The organism is Agrobacterium sp. 22-214-1, assembly GCF_053522465.1.
Map to the genome: position 1 here is coordinate 26812 of NZ_JBNWCK010000003.1, position 25795 is coordinate 52606.

Below are 25795 nucleotides of genomic sequence, written 5' to 3' on the forward strand. Positions count from 1 at the left end.
CCTCCCTGCACCTTGCCCGCAACCGACCTGCCTTGAGGCCCGATTTTGCGGACAAAGCCAAATACACCCTTGCGCAAAGCTTCACAATCACACCTTTGCGATTGACGCAGCATGGTTTTCCGGCTGGATTGCGCGCGCGCCGCAACACGGCGAAAGCATCACGGGAGTTTGACGACATGCTGAAAAATATCGACCCGGCGCTGAATGCCGATGTCCTGCACGCGCTGCGCGCCATGGGGCATGGCGATACGCTGGTGATCTCCGACACCAACTTCCCTTCCGATTCGGTTGCCCGCCACACGACTGTCGGCAAGGTGCTGCATATCGACAACGTCTCCGCAGCCCGCGCCATGAAGGCGATCCTCTCCGTTCTGCCGCTCGACACGCCGCTGCAGCCTTCCGTCGGCCGCATGGAAGTGATGGGCGCGCCGGATCAACTGGAGCCTGTACAGGTGGAAGTGCAGAAGGAAATCGACGCGGCGGAAGGAAAATCCGCTCCCATGTATGGCATTGAGCGCTTCGCCTTCTACGAACAGGCAAAAAAAGCCTATTGCGTCATCACCACGGGCGAAACCCGGTTTTATGGCTGCTTCCTTCTGACGAAGGGTGTCATTCCGCCGGCGAAGTAAGGCCAAAAAAACGGGAGAATTGCACCGGCCGCCCACCTTCATGACAATTTCAAGTTGTTGTGGCAAAAACTTCCACTAGGCTTGAAAAAACCAACCGGAGGTGTGCGGATCATGACCCAATATGTCCTGGCGTTCTGGAATGTCGAAAACCTGTTTGCGCCGGAGGGTTATCCGGCGCGAGAACCGTGGATTGCCGAGCGGCTGAAGAACGATCTGAAAGGCTGGACCGAGGACCTGTTCAAAACCAAGGTCAAACAGCTCGGCCTGATCATAAGCCAGATCGGCGGCGCGGGACCGGATCTGCTCGGTGTCTGCGAAGTCGAGAACCGTTTCGTTCTGGAGACGCTGGCGGAGCATCTGAACGACCTCATGCCCGCACGTTCTTATCGTGTCGTGCACGCCGACTCCAGCAAGGACCAGCGCGGCATCGATACCGCCTTCATCTATGACAGCAAAAAGCTGCTGATCAACGAAAACGAGATTTTCAGCCATTTCGTGATGCGCCGCACCGGCACGCGCGACATTACCCAATGCACCTTCATCACCAAAGGCGGCCGCCAGCTTATCGCGCTCTCCAATCACTGGCCGTCACGCTCTGGCGGCGCGGTGGAAAGCGCCGGTTTTCGCATGACCGCCGGTGAGACGCTGGGCTACTGGCACCAGCGCATCAGGGAAGAAAAAGGCAACGACATCGCCGTCATCGCCTTCGGTGACTTCAATGACGATCCTTCCGATGCATCGCTGCGCTACCACGCCAATTCCACCCGCGAGCGCGACGATGTCGAAAACTCGCAATCGGCCATGTTCTACAATCTAACCTGGAATTACCTGCGCCAGCCGGTGGTCGATTCCGTCGGCACTGCAAGAACGATCTACGGCACGCTCTATTTCAACGGAGACGCCAATATCTTCGATCAGATCCTCGTTTCCCGATCGCTTCTGACCGGTAGCAGCGGCTTCAAGGTGCACGAGGAAACCGCGAAAATCGAAGCGATTGCCGCCATGGTCAGCCATAGCAAGAACGAGGGACCGATCCGCTTCGGTCTTTCGAAAGGCGATGCGGTCAAAAACGTCAATCTCGGTGGCTTTTCCGATCACTTCCCCGTTTCGGTGGTTGTCGAGGAAGACGACACCATCGTTTGACAGCACATCGAAAACAAAAAGGCCGGAGCTTTCGCTCCGGCCTCCATATTTTCCCAACAAGCAATGAAGCTTAGTTGACGGCCTTGTCGACCAGCTTGTTCTTGCCGATCCAGGGCATCATGCCGCGCAGCTTGGCGCCGACTTCTTCGATCTGGTGGGCGTCGTTGTTGCGACGGATACCCTTGAAGCGGGCAGCGCCGGCCTTCCATTCCTGCATCCACTCGGAGGTGAACTTGCCGGTCTGGATGTCGTGCAGAACGCGCTTCATTTCAGCCTTGGTGTCGGCGGTGATGATGCGCGGACCGGTGACGTATTCGCCCCACTCAGCCGTGTTGGAGATCGAGTAGTTCATGTTGGCGATGCCGCCTTCATAAATCAGGTCGACGATCAGCTTTACTTCGTGCAGGCACTCGAAATAGGCCATTTCCGGTGCGTAACCGGCTTCGACCAGGGTTTCGAAACCGGCGCGGATGAGCTCGACGAGACCGCCGCACAGAACGACCTGTTCGCCGAAGAGGTCGGTTTCGCACTCTTCCTTGAAGTTGGTTTCGATGATACCCGAACGGCCGCCGCCAACGCCGCAGGCGTAGGAGAGAGCGAGTTCAAGCGCGTTGCCCGAAGCGTTCTGGTGAACGGCAACGAGGCAGGGAACGCCGCCGCCCTTCTGGTATTCGCCGCGAACCGTGTGGCCGGGGCCCTTCGGTGCGATCATGACGACGTCGAGCGATGCCTTCGGCTCGATGAGGCCGAAGTGAACGTTGAGGCCGTGTGCGAAAGCGATTGCTGCGCCATCACGGATGTTGCCGGCGATGTCGGCCTTGTAGATGTCGGCCTGGAGTTCGTCCGGCGTCGCCATCATCAGAAGGTCGCCCCACTTGGCGGCTTCGGCAACGGTCATGACCTTGAAGCCGTCGGCTTCGGCCTTCTTGACGGTCGGCGAACCGGCCTTCAGGGCGATGACGACGTTCTTGGCGCCGGAATCCTTGAGGTTCAGCGCATGGGCGCGGCCCTGGGAGCCGTAACCAACGATGACGACATTCTTGGACTTGATGAGATTGAGATCGGCATCACGATCATAATAAACGCGCATTTTATGGTCCTTCCCTAATGCTTGTCTCTCAGTTGTCTGAACCGGAATCTCAGGCGGGTTTGCCGCTGAGTTCCGAATGTACCTTTTCCGTGCCGTAGAGGGTCAGAAAGGCGACGACCGCCTTCTTCGCCCTGGCGGAAAAATCCTTGTCCGGCGCCTCGCCCAAAAGCATGCGCACATGCAGATCCGAAACGATAAGGCCGTAAAAACTGCGATATGCCTCCTCGGCATCATCGAAACGCAGATAGCCGGAACGGCGACCCGCCTCGATCAGTCCGCGAGCGCGGCGGTCGATCTGGCGACGGCCGCGTTCCAGCAGCAGATCACCGAGCTTCGAACCGTCACGGCTCGCCTGCCCTATCGCCAGACGGTTAAGCGCCAGTGACACGTCACCCGCCAGCACATCCAGCAGATCATGCGCGAAAACCTCGAGGTGATCGGCAAGCTGCGGTGCGGAAACGCGGTCGCCCGCCTTCTCGAAGGTGCGGACCTTGCTTTGCTGAAAGGTGATCATCGCCGCCAGCAGGCCGTCCCGGTCGCCGAACCACTTGTAGAGGCTTTCCTTGGAACAGTTGGCCGCACGCGCCAGACCGGATGTGGTAAGCGCTTTCTCGCCGCCCTCGACCAATAGACGCAATGCCTGATCCAGAACGGCGTTCTGGCGCGGCGAAAATTCCTGCGCTGTGATCGGGTCGGAAGCCAAGTCTTTTCCACTCCAGGGGCTCGATTAATGTACCGTACGGTACGGTTCGAGCGCCATTTAAGCGGAGGCAGCGTTGGGGTCAAGCGGATTCTTCGGGGGAGGACGAGAATTGACGCGGTGCGGTGCAGCGTGAATGCCGGCTTGGGGAGCTTTATCAGGAGGTTTTGTGTTGGCGGCGGATTGATGGTGGGTGGGGCTTACCCCCCCTCTGCCCTGCCGGGCATCTCCCCCTCAAGGGGGGGAGATCGGCAGGAAGCTCTACCGCCGCTTCATTCGCAAACGTTGAGATGGGCGAGACCCAACCACGAGTCGATCTCCCCCCTTGAGGGGGAGATGCCCGGCAGGGCAGAGGGGGGTAAAGCCACACCCGCCACGATCCACCAACCGACGCACAACCTTCCCAACTACCCAGCCGCGCTGATCTCCCGCGATGCATCAATATCCCGCGACGGAGATAATCCGTAGAAACGGCTATATTCGCGGCTGAACTGCGACGGGCTCTGATAACCGACGCGATGGCCGGCGGTGCCCGCATCCAGCCGCTCCAGCAGCATCAACCGCCGCGCCTCATGCAGCCGCAGTTGTTTCTGGTACTGAACCGGCGTCATGGCCGTGATCGTCTTGAAATGATGATGGAAGGACGAGACGCTCATGCCGATATGATCGGCGAGATCCTCGATACGCAGCTGGCGTGCGAAATTCTCGCGCAGCCAGGCAATGGCGCGGGCGATGCGGTTGCCATGGCTGCCGGCCGCGATGATGTTCATCAGCTGCCCGCCGGCCGGTCCGGTCAGGATACGGTAGAGGATTTCCTGTTCGATCAGCGGCGCCATGGCCGCGATGTCCGCCGGACGGTCGAGCAGGCGCAACAGGCGGATAGCCGCATCGAGAAGTTCCGGCGTGGCCGTATTGACGACGATGCCGCGCTGCGCATTCGCCTGCTCGGCAGGCGGATCGATGGGCACGCGGCGCATGAGATCGAGCAGCTTTTCGCTGTCGATGGCAAGCGCGATGCAGAAATGCGGCACCTCCCTGCTCGCCTCCACCACCCGCCATGCAACCGGCAGGTCAAGCGAGGTCAGGAGATAATCCCCTGCGCCATAATTGATGGTGTCCGTCCCCAATTGAACGCTTTTCGAGCCCTGGATAACCATGGCGAGACAGGGGCGATAGCTGCCGTGGCAAGGCGCACTCGGCGTCGTGCGCCTGCTGATGCCGAGGGAGTCGATTGCCGTCTGCACCTCGCCGTCCTGGGTAGCATGCCGCGCGGCAATGGAGGCGATCTCCTGATAGACATTGAACGGCAAGGACATAGGGGAAATCCCTTAACTGAAGGAAGAGATGCGTCGGATGCCTTTTATCTAGAAAGCCGCGCGGCCCGCGCAAAGAGTGTGCCACCATATTTTTGCAGGATCGTGCAAAAAGCTCGGAGGATCGCTCTAACGCCGCCTCGCACTTCCATCGCATATTCCGTCGTCCCCAACCCCTCGATAAGGATATTCAGATGGCTATTGCTAGAGGTTACGCTGCGACCGATGCGTCGAAGCCGCTTACCCCGTTCACCTTCGAACGCCGCGAGCCGAACGATGACGACGTCGTCATCGATATCAAATATGCCGGCATCTGCCACTCGGACATCCACACCGTCCGCAACGAATGGAAGAACGCCGTCTACCCGATCGTTCCCGGCCATGAAATCGCCGGCGTCGTGAAAGCCGTCGGCTCCAAGGTCACGAAGTTCAAGGTCGGCGACCATGTCGGCGTCGGCTGCTTCGTCGATTCCTGCGTCGGCTGCGCCACCCGCGATCTGGACAACGAGCACTACATGCCCGGCCTCGTCCAGACCTATAACGACGTCGATCCCTTCACGAAGACCGCGACCCATGGCGGTTACTCCGACTCGATCGTCGTCAAGGAAGGTTATGTCCTGTCGATCCCGGACAACCTGCCGCTCGACGCTTCCGCACCGCTTCTCTGCGCCGGTATCACGCTCTATTCGCCGCTGCGCCGCTGGAACGCCGGTCCCGGCCAGAAGGTCGCGATTGTCGGCATGGGCGGCCTCGGTCATATGGGCGTCAAGCTCGGTGCCGCCATGGGCGCGGATATCACCGTTCTCTCGCAGACGCTGTCGAAGAAGGAAGACGGCCTGAAGCTCGGTGCGAAGGACTATTACGCCACCAGCGACGCCTCGACCTTCGAGAGGCTGGCCGGCACCTTCGACCTGATCATCTGCACGGCCGGCGTCGCCATCGACTGGAACGCCTATCTCGGCCTCCTGAAGCCCAAGGGCAGCATGGTCGTCGTCGGTGCGCCGGAACATGCAATCCCGGTGCACGCCTTCTCGCTCATCATCGGCGCGAAAAGCCTGTCCGGCTCGATGATCGGTTCGATCAAGGAAACCCAGGACATGCTGGATTTCTGCGGCGAGCACAACATCGTCTCGGAAATCGAGACGATCAACATTCAGGATGTCAACGAAGCCTATGAGCGCGTGCTGAAGAGCGATGTGCGGTATCGCTTCGTCATCGATATGGCGTCGCTCGACGCTTGAGCCTTGGATTGGGCACACACGCCACATCCACACGCCGTCACCCCGGACCAGATCCGGGGTCCAGCCAGCCCAAGTCCTTGGGCTGAAAAAACTCTTCTCGCCGCGCAGATGCGCGTCGACTGGATGCCGGATCGGGTCCGGCATGACGAAGGAGTAGTTTGGCGCAGCTGTCATAACACAAGGGCGGGAAGCCATGCTTCCCGCCCTTTTCCTTTGCCCGCCCGGCCTTCAGGCCTCGTCCTTCAGCGTCTCTTTCTGGGTAATCAGCCGCGCGCTGTGCTGGCCGCTCAGGTAAATCCACAGCCAGCTCCACGCCACGGCAAGTCGCGACCGGGTTCCGATCAGGAAGTAGATATGGGCAAGCCCCCATATCCACCACGCCAGCACGCCCTTGAGCTTGAACCTGCCGAAATCGATTACCGCCGCGCGTTTGCCGATGGTCGCCAGATTGCCCTGATGGCTGTAGCGGAAGGGCGATGGTGACGGCTGGCCGGCCAGTCGCGCCTTGATGACTTTCGCGACATAGGCGCCCTGCTGCTTTGCCGCGGGTGCGATGCCCGGCACCGGCTTGCCGTTTTCCTGATTGACGGCGGCCGTATCGCCGATGACGAAGATATTCGGATCGTCTTCCAGATGAAGATGCGGCCCGACAACGGCACGTCCCGCCCGGTCGGCGGCGGCGTTGAGCCATTTCGCGGCGGGCGACGCCTGCACGCCGGCGGCCCAGACAACGGTGCGGCAGGGGTAATAGGTCTCGCCCACCGTCACGCCCTCATCGCTGCACGCCGTCACCGGCGTGCCGAGCAGAACCTCGACGCCAAGTTTTTCGAGCGCTTCCTTCGCATAGGCCGAAAGGTCTTCCGTGAAGACCGGTAGAACGCGAGGGCCGGCCTCGACGAGCAGCACCCGGGTCTTTCTGGTATCCACATTACGGAATTCCGCCGGCAGCGCTTTGTGGGCCAGTTCGGCAATCATGCCCGCCATTTCCACGCCCGTCGGGCCTGCGCCGATGATGACGAAGGTCAGCAGCGCCTGCCGTTCCTCTTCGCTGGTGGCGAGTTCGGCCCGCTCGAAAGCCAGAAGCAGGCGGCGGCGGATTGTCGTTGCATCTTCGAGCGTCTTGAGGCCGGGGGCGGAGCGCTCCCACTCGTCGCGGCCGAAATAGGCGTGGCGGGCGCCGGTTGCCAGCACCAGCGTATCGAAACCGATCACCTGACCCGAACTTAAATGCACGGTCCGCGCCGCCCGGTCTATGCCGGTCACCTCCGCAAGCAGGGTCGTGACCTCCTTGCGGTCGCGGTAGAGATGGCGGATCGGCCAGGCGATCTCGGATGTCGCCAGAGCCGTCGTCGCAACCTGATAAAGCAATGGCTGAAACAGGTGGTGATTGCGACGATCTATCAATGTGATGCGGACAGGGGCCCCCTCCAGCCCGTGTACCAGTTGCAAACCGCCGAAGCCTCCACCCACGACGACAACATGATGTTCTTGCATATGTCTCTGCCTTCAAAAGCTCGCGCACGGAGCATGCGCAGCCAAAGCATAGGCGAAAAAATTGACTTTGGTTATGAAATAGGCTGACCGCAGGCGTGACAAAAACGCCGGACTGTTTCAGCCATGCCATATTCCAGCGCATCCGCCGTCAGCCCGTGACCGATGGAAACCTCAGCCAGATAAGGGATACGTTTCATCAGCCTGGGCAGGTTTGCGACGGTGAGGTCATGGCCGCCATTGACGGCAAGCCCGAGCGCTCTGGCATGATCCGCCGTCTGCCCGAGCTTTTCGAGAAGCGCATCGCCCTTTTGCGGATCGTCAAAACAGCCGCCATAGGGGCCGGTGTAAAGTTCGATGCGCGCCGCACCCGTCTCGGCGGCCAGTTCCACCGGCTCGCGCTCGCCATCGCCATCGGCAAAAAGCGAGACGCGCATGCCGCCGGCTTTCAGGCGTCCCACCACGTCTTTCAGGAAAACGCCGTGTTTGCGGAAATCCCAGCCGTGGTCGGAGGTTGCCTGCGACGGGTCGTCGGGCACCAGCGTCACCTGCTCCGGTTGGGTCTTTTCGCAAAGAACGAGGAAATCCTCGGTCGGATAACCTTCGATGTTGAATTCCGCGCCGGGAAAACTGTCGTCGATCAGGGCGCGCAGCACCGGCAGATCGGAAAAGCGGATATGGCGCTGATCCGGCCGCGGGTGTACAGTCAGCCCGCTTGCCCCCGCCGCCAGTGCAATATGCCCGAAATGCGCGACATCCGGCCATGGAAGATCGCGGCGGTTGCGTAACATGGCAATTGCGTTCAGATTGACAGAAAGTTTTGCGGGCATGGCATCGGGGCTCCGGTTCGGAATTGACATCCTGTTTCACGCAGGTTGAGGCCAATCGCAAGAAGGCCGGCGAATTTTTTATTATTGCGGGAACGAAAACAGGCAATACACGTTACGGTTCTGATGTAGCGTTTGGCATGAGGTCTTGATCGGAAAACATGTCCGTCTTGGGGGAACAAGCAACGGACACCTTTAAAAAGGCAGGCACACTGTCAAAGAGCGCGAAGGGGGAGACAATGCAGGATGGCCGTATGCCGTTCGAAAGTCACGGCGACGAGGACAAACCCAATCTAAGGATCAGCAGCTTTCTACCGGATATAAGCCTGCCCTCCTCCCTGCCCGCAGAACCCGTGCCCATCGCCGACATGGCCAATATCTTCGGGGTGACCCATCGGACACTGCATTTTTACGAGGAAAAGGCGCTGCTGACCTCGAAGCGCATCGGCCAGATGCGGGTCTATACCCATCGCAATGTCCAGCGCATGGCCGTCATCAACGTCTGCCGCGAAGTGGGCATTTCCGTCGCCGCCATTACCGAGATCATGGAGAAATTCGTCCGTTCGCTCTCGCAGGACGAGGCGGACGACATATTCCACGCCGCGCTGCGGCAGCGGAAGCGGGAATTGACGGCCGAGCTTTCCACCCTTCAGCGCCAGGCCCAGCAGATCGAGGAATTACTGGTCACCGACACGGATGCGGACGGCATGGATGGCGCGGAACGGGCCCCGGCAAAGGACATCGCCCTCACCGACACCGAACGAAAATGTCTGGAACTGATGGCGGAGGGTTACGCCCCGGTGAGGCTCGCCCGCGCCCTTGGTCTTTCGGGCAGCGATCTCAATGTTCTCGAGGCGAAGATCATCGGCAAGTTCAATGCCAGCAACCGCTTTCAGGCGGTCGCCAAGGCGGTTCTGCTCGGCGTCATCCGTGCATAGTCACGATCAACGAACGATGGTCAGTGTCTCTGCCGCACGGGTAATGGCGGTGTAAAGCCACCTCTCGCGCGAGTCCCGGAAAGCATAGCTCTCGTCGAAGAGAACCACGTTGTTCCATTGCGAACCCTGCGCCTTGTGCACGGTCAGCGCATAGCCGAAATCGAACTCGTCATAACGCTTGCGCGTGGACCACGGAATTTCCGTCTCCACATCCTCGAAAGCCGCCTTCAGCAATTTGATCTTGGCAGCACCACGATCCATATCGTCGTCTTCGGGCCGGATCATCAGGTTGATGCCGGGCTTCACCGTCTCGCGCGATGAACTCATCACCTGCCAGAGCGAGCCGTTCAGCAGGCCCTTGGCCGGATCGTTCCGGAGGCAGACCAGCTTGTCACCGGATTGCGGGTAATCGGCGGTAAAGCCCTTCAGCTCGCGAAGCCGCTGATTATAGCGGCGGCGGGTACGGTTGGTGCCGACGAGTACCTGATCGGCATCGAGCACCAGCGACTGCGTCACCTCGGATTTGGAAATCACCTGCGCGGTCCCGTAATCGCCGCGCATGATCTCCCGGCCTTCCCGCACATCCATGGCGAGATGGATGATGGGATTGTCCTTGGCCTGCCGATGAATTTCCGACAGCAGATAGTCCGGCTCCTGCTCGGTGAAGAAGCCGCCGCCAGAAACCGGCGGCAACTGCCCCGGATCGCCGAGCACGAGGATGGGCGTGCCGAAGCTCATCAGGTCCCTGCCAAGCTGCTCATCCACCATCGAACATTCATCGATGATGATCAGCGCCGCCTTGGCGAGCGGGCTCTGGCGGTTGATGGAGAACATCGGCGCAATCGAGGTCTTGCCGGTTTCCTCGTCTTCAACGGTTTCCTCGCCACGCGGGCGGTAGATCAGCGAATGGATGGTGCGGGCATTGGTCGCCCCGCGCGAACGCAGCACCTGCGCCGCCTTGCCGGTGAAGGCCGCAAACAGCACCTCGCCATCGACATTTTCCGCAAAATGTTTGGCAAGCGTCGTCTTGCCCGTTCCGGCATAACCGAACAGCCGGAAAACCGGGGTGCGGCCTTCTTTCAGCCAGCGGGAAACCGCCTTGAGCGCTTCGTCCTGTTGCGGTGAAAATAACATGCGCCCTCATCGCAGGATTCGAGCCTGATGCGCAACAGAAAAAGAACGAAAGATGAATCGCGGGATGAGAATGACGGCTTCAATGCGCCGCCTGCTTCTCGACAAGTTGCGCCAGTTGCTCCGCAACCGTGTTCCAGCCGTCGAAGAAACCCATCTCCGCATGCCTATCGCGGTCGGCAAGGTTGTTGTGCATGGCATAAGCGACATATTCCATGCCATCAGGGTGATCGCGAAATGTCATCACGGCGGTGAGGAACGGCTGGGCGGAGGGGCGAAAACCTGCGGTCAGCGCATCGGTGAAGATGAGACGCTCCTCATGATCCACCGCTAGGAAACAGCCGCTGACATGCTGGCCGAATTCCTTGCCGTCTTCGCTGTAGCGCGTCTCGAAAGCGCCGCCGGGGTGAAGCTCCATTCTGTCCACCCGGCATTGGCCCGGATGCGGCACCCACCATTGTTCGAGGCTGGCCTTGTCGGTCCATGCATTCCAGACCAGCCGGCGTGGCGCCCTTATGACGCGTGAAATCTTCAGGTCGAGATCGGGATTGAAAGTCTCGGTCATTGGTCATTTTCCCTTTTGCTGGACATCCTGTCCTGTTGCGCCATGACGAATTGTTCGAGCCGGTCGGTGCGGCCTTCCCAGATGGCGCGCTGTTGCGAAAGCCAGCCATCGAGCATGCAAAACCTTTGTTTCTCCAGCACGCAGAAGCGGACCCGCCCCTCCTTGCGCGTCACGATCAGCCCCGCCTCCTCTAGCTGACGGATATGTTTCATGAAGGACGGCAACGCCATATCGAAGGGTTCGGCCAGCATGCCGATGCTCGCCTCCCCGCCGCCCAGCCGCAGGATAACGGCCCTGCGGGTCGGATCGGCAAGAGACTGGAAGATGTCGTCGAGCGCGTCAGAATAGTTTTCCATAAGGCTAACTATCATGGCAAAACACTTAGCTCAATGGATAAGTTTAAAAATATCGCGAAACGGGGAATAAATCGGCGGGCGGCGGTGTCTCTTGATGTGCTGGCGGCTTGAGCCCGCCCGAACCAAGGAGGATATGTCCATGAAGATCCGCTTTATCGTTCCCGCCCTCGTTCTGGCTTTTGCCGGCACGGCCTATGCCGCACCTGCGGTCGAAACGGTCAAGACCGACAAAGGCAATGTGCTTGCCGGCGAAAAAGGCATGACGCTCTACACTTTCAAGAATGACAAGAAGGGCGTATCCAATTGTTACGACAAATGCGCGGTAAACTGGCCGCCGTTTTTCGCGGCCGCCAGTGACAAGGCCGATGGTGCTTACTCGCTCGTGAAGCGCAAGGACGGCAAGATGCAGTGGGCAAAGGACGGCATGCCGCTTTATTACTGGGTCAAGGATACCAAAAAGGGCGATGCCACCGGCGACGGTATGAACGGTGTATGGGATGCCGCAAAACCCTGATGGCATGACGGGAAAAATGCGGGGGAGCCACTCCCCCGCGGCCGGCAGCTTCGAGACGGAGATGCTGGCGCTGATACCCATGCTGCGCCGTTATTCCCGCAGCCTTTCCCGCTCCGACGCCGATGGCGAGGACCTCTTGCAGGACTGCGTGGAAAAGGCGCTGGCCAACAAAAGGCAATGGCGCGGAACGGGTTTGAAAACATGGGCTTACACGATAATGACGAATCTTTATCGCAACCGCCACCGCGCCGAGAAACGTCACCCGTCGGAAAGCCTCGACGGCCATGAGAGCATCGCTGGCGCGGAAACGCTCTCCGACACGCTGGAGAACGACCGGCTGCATGGCGCGCTTGCGCTTCTCTCGCCGGATATGCGCGCCGTGCTGATGCTGGTGACCGTTGAAGGCTACAGCTATCAGGAGGCGGCAGAGACCCTGGCGATCCCGCTTGGCACCGTCATGTCGAGACTGTCCCGTGCCCGCGAAACCCTTCGCCAGCACCTGGCGGCGGATAATATCATTCCCCTGCGGAGACCAAGATGAAACGGCTCGACGCCATAACCGAAGACGATCTGCACGCCTATGTCGACGGACTTCTTTCCGACGATGATCGCGCGGCTGTCGAGGCCTGGCTGGCGGAAAGGCCGAAAGAGCAGACCCGTGTGGAGCAGTGGAGAAAACAGGCAGACATTCTGCGCAATGCCTTCGCCTCCTATGCCGCCGCACATCCGCATGACGCATCGCTGCTCAGCCCGCAAAAGACGGACCGCGCATGGCGGGCAAAACCGGTTCTGCTGCAAATAGCGGCCGCCCTTTTGATCTTCGTGGCGGGTGCTGCGGCGGGCAGGCTTCTACCACCGTCTTTTTCCACACCGCAGGACGTGACGCTGGCATCGCTGACGACGGATATTCCGGCGCAGGCGAAATCCGCCTATCTCATCTATGCAAGCGAGGTGCGCCATCCCGTCGAAGTCGGCGCCGGCGAACAGCAGCATCTTGCGACATGGCTCGGCAAGCGGCTCGGTTACCCCTTCGCCATCCCCGATCTCTCGAAGATCGGATACGACCTCGTCGGCGGGCGTCTTATTCCCGTCAGCGGCAAGCCGGGCGCGATGCTGATGTATCAGGACAAGACCGGCCGGCGGGTGACGGTGCTGATCGGCCACAACGAGGAAAATCGCACCACCAGCTTCCGTATGGCCAGCGCAGACGGCATCGAGACCTTCTACTGGATCGACAATGAGTTGGGTTACGCCGTGTCCGCCGAACTGACGCGCGACGAGGTGCAGGCGATCGCCGAGGAATGTTACCGGCAGTTTCCGACGTGAAGACCGTTATTTCAGCATCGGCCAGAGGCTGATGACGAGAAGGACGGCCATGGTGATATTGAACCATTTGAGCCGGACCGGCACAGCCAGCCATTCCCGCAAGGCAGAGCCGAAACCCGCCCAGGTGGAAACGCTGGGAAGATTGACCGCGGCGAAGGCCACGCCAACGAGAAGCACGGTGAGGAAATATTGCCGCTCATCCGTATAGGTCGCCATTGCCGTCACCGCCATCACCCACGCCTTGGGATTGACCCACTGAAAGGCGGCCGCGGCAAGGAAACTCATCGGCTCCGATGCGGCCGAACCTTCGCTCAGGCTGCGGGAGGTGCCGATCTTCCACGCGATCCAGACGAGATAGAGCCCGCCTGCGAATTTCAGCCCGGTGTAAAGCACGGGCACCGAATGCAACAACGCGCCGAGACCGAAGCCGACCCCGATCAGCAGCGACAGGAACCCCGCCCCGATGCCCAGCATATGCGGGATGGTGCGGCGGAATCCGAAATTCACGCCGGAGGCAAAAAGCATCATATTGTTCGGGCCGGGTGTGATGGATGTGGTGAAGGCAAACAGCACCAGCGCGACAAGAGTTTCGACAGTCATGAATTCTCCTTGAGCCGAAATCCTATCCGTCGAGCCAACATCAGGCCACCCCGCCGGATCGATGGCCGTGGTCAATTTTTTTGATGGATCGATCCTCTTCATGCCGGCTTTGAGAAGTTGGAACAAAGTTCTATTGTCCGATCACCAACCGCTGGAGCGAACCCATGTATGACGATATTCCTTCCGTCACCCTGCCCTCCGGAAAAGAGGTTCCGGCCCTTGGCCTCGGCACCTGGAACATGGGGGAGACGAGATCATCCGCGCCGCAGGAGGTCGAAAGCATCCGCAAGGCAATCGATCTCGGCATGACGCTGATCGACACGGCGGAAATGTATGCGGACGGCAGATCGGAAGAGGTGGTCGGCGCGGCCATCGCCGGCCGTCGACAGGACGTGTTTCTGGTCAGCAAGGTCTACCCCTGGAACGCCAGCGAAAGAGGCACGGCGGAGGCCTGCGAACGCAGCCTTGCAAGGCTCGGCACCGACCATATCGACCTCTATCTGCTGCACTGGCGCGGCGAGCACCCGCTTGCAGAAACCGTGGCGGCTTTCGAAAGGCTGAAGAGAGACGGCAAGATCGGCGACTGGGGCGTCTCCAATTTCGACACCGACGACATGGAGGAGCTTTTCGCGGTTGCCGGCGGCAAGAACTGCGCGGCCAATCAGGTGCTCTACAATCTGTCCCGGCGTGGGCCGGAGTTTTCGCTGCTGCCCTGGTGCCAGGAGCGCGGCGTGCCGCTGATGGCCTATTCCCCCATCGAGCAGGGCCGCATCTTGAAGAACCACGAACTCATCCGCATCGCCAAGGCCTATCAGGCGACACCGGCGCAACTGGCTCTGGCCTTTCTTCTGGAAAGAGACGGCGTCATCGCCATCCCGAAATCCGCGAGCGTTTCCCGTGTCGAGGAAAATCGCGGCGCGACCGATCTTGAAATAACCGAGGAAGACTGGGCGGCGCTGGATGCCGTCTTCCCGCCGCCCATGCGCAAGACCTCGCTGGAAATGCTGTGAGGTAACAGAGGGTTACGAAACACTTCGGAATCAATCGCTCAAGCGGTTGAATCGGAATGTGAACGCCACGCCGAAAAGCAGGCCTGTTGTTCGGGGATGCGTCATCAATCCCGGACCAGACGAAACGGCGCGACAAGCCGCGCCGTCAGACCATGAGAACGCACCGCGCTTCATTACGGTATGCGCTGCTCGTATTCCTCTTTCAGCCCCAGCCAGGTATCCCAGAAGGGTCCCGGTTCCTCTTCCTGAAGCCGGGCAGCGAGAATGTCGAGGTGCACGTGCCAGCCGGCGCTGACATTGAGCTTGGTCGTGCGATCCGCAAGCCGGCGATGGACCAGCGTCAGAAGCACGTCCTTGCCCAGAGCCTGAAGCTCGATGGACACCTCCGCGCCCTCGCCCCAACTGAAGACAAGGCGGTGCGGCGGAACGACGGTGATGATGCGGGACGCCATTCTGTGCTCTTCGGAAAAGCCTTCCGGGCGACGGCCCGGCGGATCGGAAAGCTCATCGTTACGCCAGACGAGTTCGAACGGCGCATCGGGCGCAAGCCGCATTTCGCCGGAAGCCAGCCAGCGACGGCGAAGCTCGCTTTGTGTCAGATAGGCCCATACCCGCTCGATCGGCCCCGGCAGCAGCCGTTCGATCTTCAGGGTCGTCGGTTCGACAAGACGGCCATAGGCGTCAGGCATTGCAATATCAGCCATTGTCATTTCCTCCATCTGCAGGGATTTTTCCCTGATCATCCTCCCTGAGCATCTGCTCAAGAATATCGAGGCGGCTGCCCCAGAACTGTCGGTAGAAATCGAGCCATTCATGCGCCTCTGCCAAGGGTTCCGGCGCAAGGCGGCAGACATGGATGCGCCCCCTCACCTCGCGGCGGATAAGCCCCGCATTTTCCAGCGCCTTGATATGTTTCGAGGCGGCGGCGAGCGATATGTCGAACGGCCGGGCCAACTGGCTCACCGTTCGCTCACCAAGGGAAAGATCGCGTAGCATCGTGCGCCGCGTGGCGTCGCCAAGGGCATGAAAGACGGTATCGAGATGTGAAGCGGATAATTCAACCATGTTGTTGAATATAGACTGCCGACCCAAAAAGTCAACCATATGGTTGAATATCTGCCGATCCGGGCGAAGCCATAAAAAAACCCGCGGCGAACCGCGGGCTTATATTCCAACATATGCTCCGGATATGGAGGTTACATCCCCTGCGGGCCGCGATTCATCGCCGCGATACCGGTGCGGCAAATCTCGATCAGGCCGAGCGGCTTGATGATCGCCACGAACTGGTCGATCTTCGACGACTTGCCGGTGATCTCGAAGATGAAATGCTCCACCGTCGCATCCACCACCTTGGCCTGAAACGCATCGGCAAGGCGCAGCGTCTCAGCACGGTCCTCGCCGGAACCGGCGACCTTGATGAGCGCCACTTCGCGCTCGATAGGCCGCTCCTGCCCCAGTTCGCGGGCGCGAACGGTGAGATCGAGAACCCGGTGCACCGGCACGATGCGCTCAAGCTGCGCCTTGATCTGCTCCAGCACGATGGGCGTGCCGCGCGTGACGATGGTGATACGCGACAGATGCGCCTCATGTTCCGTTTCCGAAACCGTCAGGCTTTCGATGTTGTAGCCGCGGCCGGAAAACAGGCCGATGACCCGGGCGAGAACGCCCGGCTCGTTGCTGACGAGAACCGACAGCGTGTGATTTTCAACGGCAGCCGTTTCCTTCTGGATGAAATAGGCGGAACCGGTGGGTTGTAGGTGTGCGTTCATGTCCTTTTCCTCTCCCGGCTCAGACTAGCTGACGGCCCTTGGCGTCAATGGCGTTGGCAACAGCTTCATCCGTCGCCTCATCCGGCAACAGCATCTCGTTATGGGCTTTACCAGACGGGATCATCGGGAAGCAATTGGCAAGATTGGCGACGCGGCAATCGAAAATGACCGGCTTCTTGACCGCGATCATTTCTGCAATCTTGTCGTCCAGTTCCTTCGGATCGTCGCAATACATGCCGACCGCGCCATAGGCTTCCGCCAGCTTGACGAAATCGGGCATGGCTTCCGTATAGGAGTTGGACAGGCGGTTGCCATGCAGCAGCTGCTGCCATTGGCGCACCATGCCCATATACTGGTTGTTGAGGATGAAGATCTTCACCGGCAGACCGTACTGGATGGCGCAGGACATTTCCTGAATGCACATCTGGATCGAGGCATCGCCGGCAATATCGATGACCAGCGCGTCCGGATGCGCGACCTGAACGCCGATGGCCGCCGGCAGGCCGTAACCCATGGTGCCGAGACCGCCCGAGGTCATCCAGTGGTTCGGCTCCTCGAAGCCGAAGAACTGCGCCGCCCACATCTGATGCTGGCCGACTTCAGTGGTGATATAGGTGTCGCGGCCCTTCGACGCCTCATAAAGCCGCTGCAAGGCATATTGCGGCATGATGACGTCGTTGGAATTCTTGTAGGCGAAGGAATTGCGGGCGCGCCAGCGCTCGATCTGCGCCCACCAGTCGGCCGTCTGCGCCTTCTCAACCTTCTTCGGCAGAGCGCGCCACAGACGAACCATATCTTCCAGAACATGGCTGACATCGCCGATGATCGGCACGTCGACGCGAACCGTCTTGTTGATCGAGGACGGGTCGATATCGATATGGATCTTCTTGGAATTCGGCGAAAACGCATTGATGCGGCCGGTAATTCGGTCGTCGAAACGCGCGCCGACGCAGACCAGAACGTCGCAATCATGCATCGTCATATTGGCTTCGTAGGAACCGTGCATGCCAAGCATGCCGAGCCAGTTCTTGCCGGAAGCCGGATAGGCGCCGAGACCCATCAGCGTCGAGGTGATCGGGAAGCCGGTCAGCTCGACCAGTTCGCGCAGCAGCCGGGTTGCCTCCGGGCCGGAATTGATGACGCCGCCGCCGGTATAGAAAACCGGCTTCTTCGCCTTCGACATCAGGTCGATGGCGGCATGAATGGCGTTCAGATCGCCCTGAACCTTCGGCTTGTAGCTCTCGTGCTGGGTGGCAGCGGAGGGCGGCGTGTAAGTGCCGGTGGCGAACTGGATGTCCTTCGGAATATCGACGACGACAGGACCGGGACGACCCGTCTGCGCGATACGGAAGGCTTCATGGATGATGCCCGCCAGCTCGTTGACGTCCTTGACCAGCCAGTTGTGCTTGGTGCAGGGGCGCGTGATACCGACGGTATCGCATTCCTGGAACGCGTCGGAACCGATGAGCGTGGTGGGAACCTGACCGGACAGGCAGACGAGCGGAATGGAATCCATCAGCGCATCCTGCAGCGGAGTGACCGCATTCGTCGCGCCGGGGCCGGAGGTGACGAGCATGACGCCGACCTTGCCGGTGGAACGGGCATAACCTTCGGCGGCATGGCCAGCGCCCTGCTCGTGGCGCACGAGGATATGCTGGATGTCTTCCTGCTGGAAAATCTCGTCATAGATCGGAAGCACGGCACCGCCCGGATAACCGAAGATGTGCTCGACGCCATTGTCCTTCAGCGCCTGCAGAACGATCTCCGCACCTGTCATGCGATTGCTGTTTTCCGTATTGTCCTTATCCGTCATTGCCTGTTTCCATCCCGCTTTGGCTTTGGATATCGAGGAGCCCGAGGGCCTGTTTGAAGACATAAAAAAAGGCCCCTAGAGGAGCCTCGTTCAGCGCATGGGTGCTTTCGCCGGATGGTTACACCATCCTGCCCATGCGCCGTCCCACCACGATAAGTACGTTAAGATTTTTCATGGGCCGGAGTGTTAGCCACAAAAGCGCCAGCCGTCAACGCATATTGCAGGAAAAAATCGCCGCCGCCTTCTTTTATTACCCGAAAGGCTGCTTGCGCGAAATTTTCGAACGCAGCCGGTACACATGTTGTTAAGCATAATCTTTTAATATCGAGAACGCAGATACTGCCCGAACCACCGCGATCATCCGCATGTACCGGGAAAAAATGTGAGTAACGACACGTTTCATAGTGCGTCCCGCATGGACGAAAACGAACGGCGATCCGGCCAGCAGCCGGCGAACCGCATGCTGGGCCGCGTCATCGCCTGTAACGGTGCGCATGCCACCATCGCCGCCGAAACGGAACCCGGCACCACCGATGTCTCGCAGCTCTGGTCCGTCGGACGCCTGATCTCCATCGAAATGGGTACGAGCCGTGTGGCGGCGCTGGTTTTTTCCATGCGAACCGGCGAGGACTACTGGGCGGCGGACAGGCCGAACAGGCTGCTGATCGAGGTTGAACTGGTTGGCGAAGTCTATCGCACCGAGGACGGCAGCGAGCGCTTTTCCACCGGCATTTCCCGTTACCCCTATCTGGGTGCAGTGGCGCATCGCATCCGCACCAGCGATCTTGCCAAGATTTACGACAGCGGCAAGCGCGACGCCTGCACGATCGGCAGGCTGACGCAGGACGATACGATCAACGCCACCATCAGCATTCCCCAGATGCTCGCCAAACATTTCGCCGTCGTCGGCTCGACGGGTGTGGGCAAGACCACCGCCGTCTCGCTGCTTCTGAACAAAGCGATCGAGACCGACCCGAAGCTGCGTGTCCTCATTCTCGATCCGCATAATGAATTCGCGGCCGCCTTTCCCGATCATTCGGTCGTCATCGACACCGATACGCTGGATCTTCCCTTCTGGCTGATGCGCCTTGAGGAATTTGCGGAAGTGATTTTCCGCGGCCGCAAGCCCGTGCCGGAAGAAATGGATGTCCTTCGCGACCTCGTTCCGGAAGCGAAAAAGGCATTTCGCGGCACCGAGGGTTCCGCCGTGCGCCGCACCTCCGACAAGAGCGCGATCACGCCGGATACGCCGGTGCCCTATCGCATGGCCGATCTTCTCGCCCTCATCGACGAGCGTATCGGCCGGCTGGAAGGGCGTGGCGAAAAACCCGCGCTGCGCTCGCTGAAAGGCCGCATCCTCTCGGCCATCAACGACACGCGCTACAATTTCATGTTCTCCAGCAATACGATCAGCGACACCATTCTGGAGACGGTCGCGCATATTTTCCGCATTCCCGGGGAAGGCAAGCCGATTTCGGTGTTCCAGCTTTCCGGCATCCCCTCCGAAGTGGTGAATTCGGTGGTCTCCGTCCTCTGCCGCATGTCCTTCGAACTGGCGGTGCTGGCGCGCGGCTCGCTGCATATGCTTGTCGTCTGCGAGGAAGCGCATCGTTATGTGCCCGCCGATCCAGAGCGCGGCTTTTTCCCCACCCGGCAATCCATTGCCCAGATCGCCAAGGAAGGCCGCAAATACGGCATTTCGCTCGGCGTCATCAGCCAGCGGCCAAGCGAGCTGGACCAGACCATCCTGTCGCAATGCTCGACCGTTTTTGCCATGCGGCTGTCGAACGAGATCGACCAGAAGATCATTCTCTCCGCCGTACCGAACGCATCGACCTCGACCACCAGCTTTCTGTCTTCCATCGGCAATGGCGAGGCCATCGCCTTCGGCGAGGCCGTCAATGTACCGATGCGCATGCGTTTCGACCGCGTGGCCACGGCAAAATTGCCGAAAGCAAGCGGCACCATCAGCCATACGAACCATGAAACCCCTGACACGGTCGATCTGAACAATATCGTCACCCGCATGCGCGCCACGGCCAAGCCTGTTATCACCGGCTTCCAGCAAAGCGTCGAAGCAGCCTTTTCCGATCTGCCGGAGCCGGCAGCCGCACCACGGGAGACGGACGACATCGACCGCTGGAAGCGGGAACTGGGAACGGCCGCACCGGAGGGATACGAGCCCTACCGCCCGGACATGCTGCCGGGCCGCACGCTCTCCCCATCGCCAAATCCGGCAGCAACCGATGCCGCCTCCGGCGCCGTCAACGAATTGCGCAAGGCGAGTTTCCAGATGCAGGCACAGAATGGCCCACCGCCCGGCGATGCACGTCCTTCGCTCCGCGAAAGCCTGCTGAAGAAGCCGCTCGGCAGTCTCTACCGGAAAGACTGATGGGCGCTCACGGCTGGATACGTGTCCAGTCGTCCCCCATCTGGTTGCGGAACCAGGTCATCTGCCGTTTGGCATATTGACGGGTCGCGGCCGCCGATTTTTCGATCACCTCCGCCTCGCCGATCCGCCCGGCCAGCATATCGGCAATCTGGGCAACGCCGATCGCCTTCATTGCGGTGGCATCGGATGCGAGGTTGAGCGCGAGAAGCGCCTGCACCTCCTTCACCGCCCCGCTATCCATCATCATCTCGAAACGCCGGTTGATGCGGTTATGCAGCACCGGCCTTTCCGGCAGGACGACGAATTTTTGCGCCCGGCCGGGATCGACGATCATCGGGCCGCTGGCGCGCTGAAAATCCCGGATCGACTTTCCGGTCGCCTTGAGCACCTCCAGCGCCCGGACGATACGCTGGCCGTCTCCCGGCTGCAGCATATCCGCCATGGCCGGATCGTGCAGTGCGAGTTCGGCATGGAGCGCAGCCGCCCCCTCCCCGATCAGCCGGGCACGCAGCCCATCGCGGATGTCATCGGGAATGACGGGTATGTCGGAAAGCCCACCCGTCAACGCCTTGAAATAAAGCCCCGTACCGCCGACGATGACGGGCAAACGCCCCTGCCCGCGCAAATCCGCAAGCAGGGCGGAAATCTCCCGCAGCCATTCGCCGGTTGAATAGAGGCTGCTCGCCGGCACATGGCCGTAGAGAAGATGCGGCACGCCCTCCATCTCGTCTTCGGACGGCCGCGCGGTCAGCACCCGCAGCGTGTCGTAAACCTGCATGCTGTCGGCATTGATGACGACGCCGTCCCGCTCCCGCGCCAGACGAAGCGCAAGCGCGGACTTGCCGCTTGCCGTCGGGCCGGTTATCAGGATCGCATCAAAATTCTCATCAAGGTTTTTCATCATGGCTCTCGTTGCCACGCTTATCGCCAATCCGTCAAATCCTGTTCTGACACCGGCCCTCGGCGAGGCGGCCGCAAAGGCCGTCAACGCATCGGGCCTTTATTGGCTGGCCGATGGCATCGCCTGCGATATTGCCCTGCCTTCCGGCACCGCAGCCGAACAGGCTCGCAGTGCCATTGCAGCCGAGCTTGTCGGAAAACCGATCGATATCGTCATCCAGGAACAGGATCAGCGCCGCAAGAAACTGCTGATCGCCGATATGGATTCGACCATGATCGGCCAGGAATGCATTGACGAGCTGGCCGCCGAAGTCGGACTGAAGGAAAAAGTTTCCGCTATTACCGCCCGCGCCATGAATGGCGAGATCGCCTTCGAACCCGCACTGAGGGAACGTGTGGCGCTGCTGAAGGGTCTGCCTGTCTCGGTTATCGACGATGTCATCGAAAAGCGCATCACGCTTACCCCCGGCGGCAGGGAGCTGATCGCCACCATGAAGGCCAAGGGCTATTACACCGCCCTCGTTTCCGGCGGCTTCACCGTCTTCACCGGCCGCGTCGCCGCCATGCTGGGTTTCAATGAGAACCGCGCCAATCTGCTCGGCGAAGCCAATGGCGAGCTTGACGGCACCGTTGCCGAACCGATCCTCGGCAAACAGGCCAAGGTGGATGCGCTGAACGATATTGCCGCAAGGCTCGGCATCTCGCCGGAAGAGGCGATGGCGGTCGGCGATGGCGCCAACGATCTGGGCATGCTGCATCTGGCCGGTGCAGGCGTTGCCCTGCACGCCAAGCCGGCCGTGGCCGCCGAGGCGCAGATGCGCATCGACCATGGCGACCTGACCGCGCTTCTTTACATTCAGGGCTATCGCAAGACGGATTTTGTCACTCCATGATCATCCGAGAGGCGCCACGACTCATTCTGCGCGAGTGGAAGGAGAGCGACCGTGACCTGTTCCGCGAAATCAACGCCGACGAAAAGGTCATGGAGTTTTTCCCCTTCCGCCGCAGCCATGCGGAAGCGGACGCCGTGCTGGAAACCATCAACGGAATGATCCGCGGCAGCGGTTACGGCTTCTACGCAATGGAATTGCGCGAGACCGGCGAAGTCATGGGCTTCTGCGGTATCTCCCCCGTCATGAACCTCGATCCGCCCTTCCCGGTCGGCACCATGGAGATCGGCTGGCGGCTCGCCACCCGATTCTGGGGGCACGGCTATGTCACGGAAGCGGCGCAGTCGCTGCTCGTCATGGCCTTCGATGAAAAGGAAACGCCCGAAATCGTCTCCTTCGCCGTGCACGACAACCATCGTTCGACGGCGGTGATGGAACGCATCGGCCTGAAGCGCGATCCTTCCCGCGACTTCGACCATCCGCGCGTGCCGGAAGACACACATCCGCATCTGCGGCCGCACGTCACCTATGCGCTGACGCTGGAGGAATGGCGGGCGCGATAAGACACCTGCCCGCCAGTTCCCAAGGTCATTTCACCGCGGCATTGCCGCCATCGGCGAACAGAGCGGCACCGGCGACGAAGCTCGCCATGGGGCTCGCGAGGAAAAGCGCTACCCGCGCAATTTCCGGCGGCTCAGCGATACGTTTCATCGCATGCAGGCCGGCGGCCCATTCCTTTTGCGCGTCGTCTCCTGCGGCAGGTGTATCGACCCCGCCGGGCAGCAACGCATTGGCGCGAATGCCCTTCACGGCATAATCGGCGGTGATGCCTTTCACCAGCCCCATCAACCCCGCCTTGGCCGCGCCATAAGCCGCCATGCCCGGTATGCCTGCACTGGTGCCGACAAAGCTCGAGGTAAAGACGATGGAGCCGCCACCCCGCATCAACATCGGCGGTATTTGGTAACGCGCGCCCAGAAAGGCGGAGGTGAGATTGACGTTGAGCGCATGATCCCATTCCGCAGGCGAAATCTCCGCCAGCGGCTTCATGGCTCCCACCGCACCGGCATTGTTGACGGCGATATCGAGGCCACCGAAGACACTTATAGCCTCATCCGCTAACCGGGAATGGGTTTCGGCAACACCGGCATCGCCGGCAACCGTGTGAACACGACCGCCGGCCTCACGAATGTCTGCGGCAACCTCATGCAGGGCCTTTTCGCCGCGCGCATTGATGACAACGGCCGCACCTTCGGCGGCAAACAGCATCGCCGTCGCCCGGCCGATGCCGGATGACGCGCCGGTGATGATGGCAACCTTGTTTTCAAGTAATTTCATATCCTTGGCCTCCGTTCGATGGAGACCAAGAATTAGAGAGCGGCCGGGATCACAACCACCCGATTCCTGCCTGACCGGGCGGAAAGCGCCTTATTCCAGCGGCAGTGCCACGACGCGCAAATTACCCTGCGCATCGGCCACCATCATATGCGCATTCTTGCGGCCTTCGGATTTAAGGCCGTTGACGCGCACCAGCACGTCGCCCGGAACCTCCATGAAATCCTGCCCGACCTCGACGATGATATCGCCGGCCTTCATGCCCTTCTGCTCGGCGGGCGAACCCGGATCGATGCTCGCCACCAGCACGCCTTCAACGCTTTCGGCAATGCCCTTTTCGGTGCGCAACTCATTGCTCAGCACCACGAGATTCATGCCGAGCACGCTCTGCGGCGCCTCGCGCACTTCCGGCGTCTGGTCCTGCGCCTGATCGTCGGCGCCGCCATCATCTTCCGGTGCAACCACACCGCTATCGCCGTCTTCACTCTGCTGATCTTCGACCGAGGCCTTTTCATCGGTCGTATCCTGCAATTGCCCGAGCTTGACCTTGACGGTTTCCTCCTTGCCGTCACGCAGGATCACCACATCGACCTCCTTGCCGACCGGGCTTTCCGCCACGATCCGCAAGAGGTCGCGCATTTCATGAATATCCTTGCCGTCGAATTTCAGCACGACATCGCCGGCCTGGATCGGGCCGTTCTCCACCGGTCCGCCCTTGGCGACGCCGGAGATCAGCGCACCCTTGGCGCTGTCCATGCCGAGGCTTGCCGCCACATCGTCGGTGACCGGCTGGACACGAACGCCGAGCCAGCCGCGGCGCGTCTCCCCGAACTCGATGAGCTGCTGGACGATATTCTGGGCAAGCTCCGTCGGCACGGCGAAACCGATGCCGATCGAACCGCCGCTCGGGGAAATGATCGCGGTATTGATGCCGATAACCTCACCCTTCATGTTGAAGAGCGGACCGCCGGAATTGCCCTTGTTGATGGCCGCATCCGTCTGGATGAAATTGTCATAGGGACCGGCATTGATGTTGCGGCCCCGCGCGGAAATGACACCCACCGTCAGCGAGCCGCCAAGCCCGAATGGGTTGCCGATGGCCATCACCCAGTCGCCGATGCGCATGCTGCGAGAATCGCCGAACTTGACGGCCTTCAGCGGCGTTTTCGGCTCCACCTTCAAGACGGAAAGGTCGGTTTTGGTATCGGTGCCGACCAGCGTCGCCTTGAGCTTCGAGCCGTTCGGGAAAATCACCTCGATGGCGTCAGCGCCCTCGATGACATGGTTGTTGGTGACAACGTAGCCGGCCGGATCGATGACGAAACCCGAGCCCAGAGAACTCACCTTTTCGCCACCTTCGGGCTTCTGGCTGTCGAAATAATCCTTGAAGAATTCCTGAAAGGGCGAGCCCTCCGGCAGGCGCGGCGGAACCGGGCCCTTGCCCTCGGTCTTGACGTTCTGCGACGTGGAAATATTCACCACCGCATCGAGAAGCGGCTCGGCGAGATCGGCCACCGATTCCGGCCCATGGCTCTGCGCTCTCGCAGCAACCGGTGCCGTCAGGCTACCTGCCACAAGCGCGATGCCCGCGACTGCGGCGATGCTGCTGCGAAAAGGCGAAAGAAGGGTCACGGCCATAAGCGTCCTCGCGTTTCAAATAGTCTTGCCCTGCATATATCGGCAAAGCATAAGGCGGAATGATGAAGTGTAAAAATACCTTTTCGTGAACAGGCGGGGGACGCCTTGCCCTTAGCCACAGCATTGGCACGAAAACGGACCAAAAAGAAAGGGCCGGTAAAACCGGCCCCTCCAAAATCATCTT

Annotated in this window: 27 protein-coding genes; 11 read left to right on the forward strand and 16 right to left on the reverse strand. The window is 60.4% G+C overall.

The annotated features are described in order from the left end of the window. Positions 1-176: 176 nt before the first annotated feature. Positions 177-629, forward strand: a complete 453-nt coding sequence (locus ACQZ5G_RS13135; RefSeq protein ID WP_003522400.1) for an RbsD/FucU family protein — start codon at positions 177-179, stop codon at positions 627-629. Between the two features lie 111 nt (positions 630-740). Further along, entirely contained in the window at positions 741-1772 is a 1032-nt protein-coding gene (locus ACQZ5G_RS13140; protein ID WP_003522399.1) for an endonuclease/exonuclease/phosphatase family protein, read from the forward strand. A 70-nt stretch (positions 1773-1842) separates the two neighbouring features. On the opposite strand, the gene ilvC is transcribed toward ACQZ5G_RS13140, so the two are convergent. From ilvC to ACQZ5G_RS13155, 3 genes are all read right to left on the reverse strand, one after another. After that, positions 1843-2862: a ketol-acid reductoisomerase gene (ilvC, locus tag ACQZ5G_RS13145; RefSeq protein WP_035260000.1), complete on the reverse strand. Its 1020-nt coding sequence runs from the start codon at positions 2860-2862 to the stop codon at positions 1843-1845. Positions 2863-2911: 49 nt separating this feature from the next. Further along, positions 2912-3565 carry a TetR/AcrR family transcriptional regulator gene (locus tag ACQZ5G_RS13150; RefSeq protein WP_003507581.1) on the reverse strand — a complete coding sequence of 218 codons (654 nt, stop codon included), beginning with the start codon at positions 3563-3565 and terminating at the stop codon, positions 2912-2914. Between the two features lie 404 nt (positions 3566-3969). Beyond that, positions 3970-4878, reverse strand: coding sequence for an AraC family transcriptional regulator (locus tag ACQZ5G_RS13155; protein ID WP_003522396.1), 909 nt, complete (start codon positions 4876-4878; stop codon positions 3970-3972). Between the two features lie 191 nt (positions 4879-5069). Between ACQZ5G_RS13155 and ACQZ5G_RS13160 the strand changes: the two genes are divergently transcribed. After that, complete coding sequence (locus ACQZ5G_RS13160; protein WP_448736628.1) at positions 5070-6116, forward strand: NAD(P)-dependent alcohol dehydrogenase; 1047 nt, start codon at positions 5070-5072, stop codon at positions 6114-6116. A gap of 228 nt (positions 6117-6344) precedes the next feature. Here the strand turns inward: ACQZ5G_RS13160 and ACQZ5G_RS13165 are convergent, their stop codons facing one another. Both ACQZ5G_RS13165 and ACQZ5G_RS13170 read right to left on the reverse strand, forming a co-directional pair. Further along, a complete protein-coding gene (locus tag ACQZ5G_RS13165) occupies positions 6345-7610 on the reverse strand; it encodes an NAD(P)/FAD-dependent oxidoreductase (RefSeq protein ID WP_448736627.1) in 1266 nt (421 codons plus the stop codon). 71 nt (positions 7611-7681) lie between these two features. Then, the gene (locus tag ACQZ5G_RS13170) at positions 7682-8437 is read right to left on the reverse strand and encodes a pyridoxine 5'-phosphate synthase (RefSeq protein ID WP_448736626.1); all 756 of its coding nucleotides are present in this window, start codon (positions 8435-8437) and stop codon (positions 7682-7684) included. A gap of 236 nt (positions 8438-8673) precedes the next feature. Between ACQZ5G_RS13170 and ACQZ5G_RS13175 the strand changes: the two genes are divergently transcribed. Beyond that, complete coding sequence (locus tag ACQZ5G_RS13175) at positions 8674-9372, forward strand: MerR family transcriptional regulator (protein ID WP_003522391.1); 699 nt, start codon at positions 8674-8676, stop codon at positions 9370-9372. Positions 9373-9378: 6 nt separating this feature from the next. Here the strand turns inward: ACQZ5G_RS13175 and ACQZ5G_RS13180 are convergent, their stop codons facing one another. From ACQZ5G_RS13180 to ACQZ5G_RS13190, 3 genes are all read right to left on the reverse strand, one after another. Continuing rightward, positions 9379-10506 carry an ATP-dependent DNA helicase gene (locus ACQZ5G_RS13180; RefSeq protein ID WP_003522390.1) on the reverse strand — a complete coding sequence of 376 codons (1128 nt, stop codon included), beginning with the start codon at positions 10504-10506 and terminating at the stop codon, positions 9379-9381. A 79-nt stretch (positions 10507-10585) separates the two neighbouring features. Beyond that, positions 10586-11068: an SRPBCC family protein gene (locus ACQZ5G_RS13185; RefSeq protein WP_448736625.1), complete on the reverse strand. Its 483-nt coding sequence runs from the start codon at positions 11066-11068 to the stop codon at positions 10586-10588. Then, positions 11065-11424, reverse strand: coding sequence for an ArsR/SmtB family transcription factor (locus ACQZ5G_RS13190; protein ID WP_448736624.1), 360 nt, complete (start codon positions 11422-11424; stop codon positions 11065-11067). Before ACQZ5G_RS13190 ends, ACQZ5G_RS13185 begins: the two co-directional genes overlap by 4 nt. A gap of 133 nt (positions 11425-11557) precedes the next feature. Between ACQZ5G_RS13190 and ACQZ5G_RS13195 the strand changes: the two genes are divergently transcribed. The 3 genes from ACQZ5G_RS13195 to ACQZ5G_RS13205 are packed head-to-tail and all read left to right on the forward strand — an operon-like array spanning position 11558 to position 13264. Continuing rightward, complete coding sequence (locus ACQZ5G_RS13195; RefSeq protein ID WP_448736623.1) at positions 11558-11938, forward strand: COG4315 family predicted lipoprotein; 381 nt, start codon at positions 11558-11560, stop codon at positions 11936-11938. Further along, a complete protein-coding gene (locus ACQZ5G_RS13200) occupies positions 11922-12479 on the forward strand; it encodes an RNA polymerase sigma factor (protein WP_448736622.1) in 558 nt (185 codons plus the stop codon). Before ACQZ5G_RS13195 ends, ACQZ5G_RS13200 begins: the two co-directional genes overlap by 17 nt. Further along, a complete protein-coding gene (locus tag ACQZ5G_RS13205) occupies positions 12476-13264 on the forward strand; it encodes an anti-sigma factor family protein (protein WP_448736621.1) in 789 nt (262 codons plus the stop codon). Before ACQZ5G_RS13200 ends, ACQZ5G_RS13205 begins: the two co-directional genes overlap by 4 nt. Positions 13265-13270: 6 nt before the next feature. Here the strand turns inward: ACQZ5G_RS13205 and ACQZ5G_RS13210 are convergent, their stop codons facing one another. Next, entirely contained in the window at positions 13271-13864 is a 594-nt protein-coding gene (locus ACQZ5G_RS13210; protein WP_080818672.1) for a LysE family translocator, read from the reverse strand. A gap of 164 nt (positions 13865-14028) precedes the next feature. Here ACQZ5G_RS13210 and ACQZ5G_RS13215 point away from each other — a divergent pair, with 164 nt between their 5' ends. After that, positions 14029-14874, forward strand: a complete 846-nt coding sequence (locus tag ACQZ5G_RS13215; protein WP_448736620.1) for an aldo/keto reductase — start codon at positions 14029-14031, stop codon at positions 14872-14874. Between the two features lie 173 nt (positions 14875-15047). On the opposite strand, the gene ACQZ5G_RS13220 is transcribed toward ACQZ5G_RS13215, so the two are convergent. The 4 genes from ACQZ5G_RS13220 to ACQZ5G_RS13235 all read right to left on the reverse strand — a co-directional run bounded on the left by ACQZ5G_RS13220 (position 15048) and on the right by ACQZ5G_RS13235 (position 18456). Further along, complete coding sequence (locus tag ACQZ5G_RS13220) at positions 15048-15578, reverse strand: SRPBCC family protein (RefSeq protein ID WP_448736619.1); 531 nt, start codon at positions 15576-15578, stop codon at positions 15048-15050. Next, the gene (locus ACQZ5G_RS13225; RefSeq protein WP_031233868.1) at positions 15571-15939 is read right to left on the reverse strand and encodes an ArsR/SmtB family transcription factor; all 369 of its coding nucleotides are present in this window, start codon (positions 15937-15939) and stop codon (positions 15571-15573) included. Before ACQZ5G_RS13225 ends, ACQZ5G_RS13220 begins: the two co-directional genes overlap by 8 nt. Before the next feature lie 131 nt (positions 15940-16070). After that, a complete protein-coding gene (ilvN, locus tag ACQZ5G_RS13230) occupies positions 16071-16643 on the reverse strand; it encodes an acetolactate synthase small subunit (RefSeq protein ID WP_003522378.1) in 573 nt (190 codons plus the stop codon). Between the two features lie 19 nt (positions 16644-16662). Further along, on the reverse strand, positions 16663-18456 hold the full coding sequence (locus tag ACQZ5G_RS13235; protein WP_035239227.1) for an acetolactate synthase 3 large subunit: 1794 nt from the start codon (positions 18454-18456) through the stop codon (positions 16663-16665). Between the two features lie 382 nt (positions 18457-18838). Here ACQZ5G_RS13235 and ACQZ5G_RS13240 point away from each other — a divergent pair, with 382 nt between their 5' ends. Continuing rightward, the gene (locus ACQZ5G_RS13240; RefSeq protein WP_448736618.1) at positions 18839-20848 is read left to right on the forward strand and encodes an ATP-binding protein; all 2010 of its coding nucleotides are present in this window, start codon (positions 18839-18841) and stop codon (positions 20846-20848) included. A 7-nt stretch (positions 20849-20855) separates the two neighbouring features. Here the strand turns inward: ACQZ5G_RS13240 and miaA are convergent, their stop codons facing one another. Then, positions 20856-21752 (reverse strand): tRNA (adenosine(37)-N6)-dimethylallyltransferase MiaA, encoded by an 897-nt coding sequence (gene miaA, locus ACQZ5G_RS13245; protein WP_448736617.1) that lies wholly within the window; start codon positions 21750-21752, stop codon positions 20856-20858. Between miaA and serB the strand changes: the two genes are divergently transcribed. Both serB and ACQZ5G_RS13255 read left to right on the forward strand, forming a co-directional pair. After that, complete coding sequence (serB, locus tag ACQZ5G_RS13250) at positions 21751-22641, forward strand: phosphoserine phosphatase SerB (RefSeq protein WP_448736616.1); 891 nt, start codon at positions 21751-21753, stop codon at positions 22639-22641. The genes miaA and serB overlap by 2 nt on opposite strands. Continuing rightward, a complete protein-coding gene (locus ACQZ5G_RS13255) occupies positions 22638-23201 on the forward strand; it encodes a GNAT family N-acetyltransferase (RefSeq protein WP_448736615.1) in 564 nt (187 codons plus the stop codon). Before serB ends, ACQZ5G_RS13255 begins: the two co-directional genes overlap by 4 nt. A gap of 25 nt (positions 23202-23226) precedes the next feature. On the opposite strand, the gene ACQZ5G_RS13260 is transcribed toward ACQZ5G_RS13255, so the two are convergent. Further along, entirely contained in the window at positions 23227-23976 is a 750-nt protein-coding gene (locus tag ACQZ5G_RS13260; RefSeq protein WP_448736614.1) for an SDR family oxidoreductase, read from the reverse strand. Positions 23977-24066: 90 nt separating this feature from the next. Further along, positions 24067-25611 carry a Do family serine endopeptidase gene (locus ACQZ5G_RS13265; protein WP_448736613.1) on the reverse strand — a complete coding sequence of 515 codons (1545 nt, stop codon included), beginning with the start codon at positions 25609-25611 and terminating at the stop codon, positions 24067-24069. Between the last annotated feature and the right edge of the window lie 184 nt (positions 25612-25795).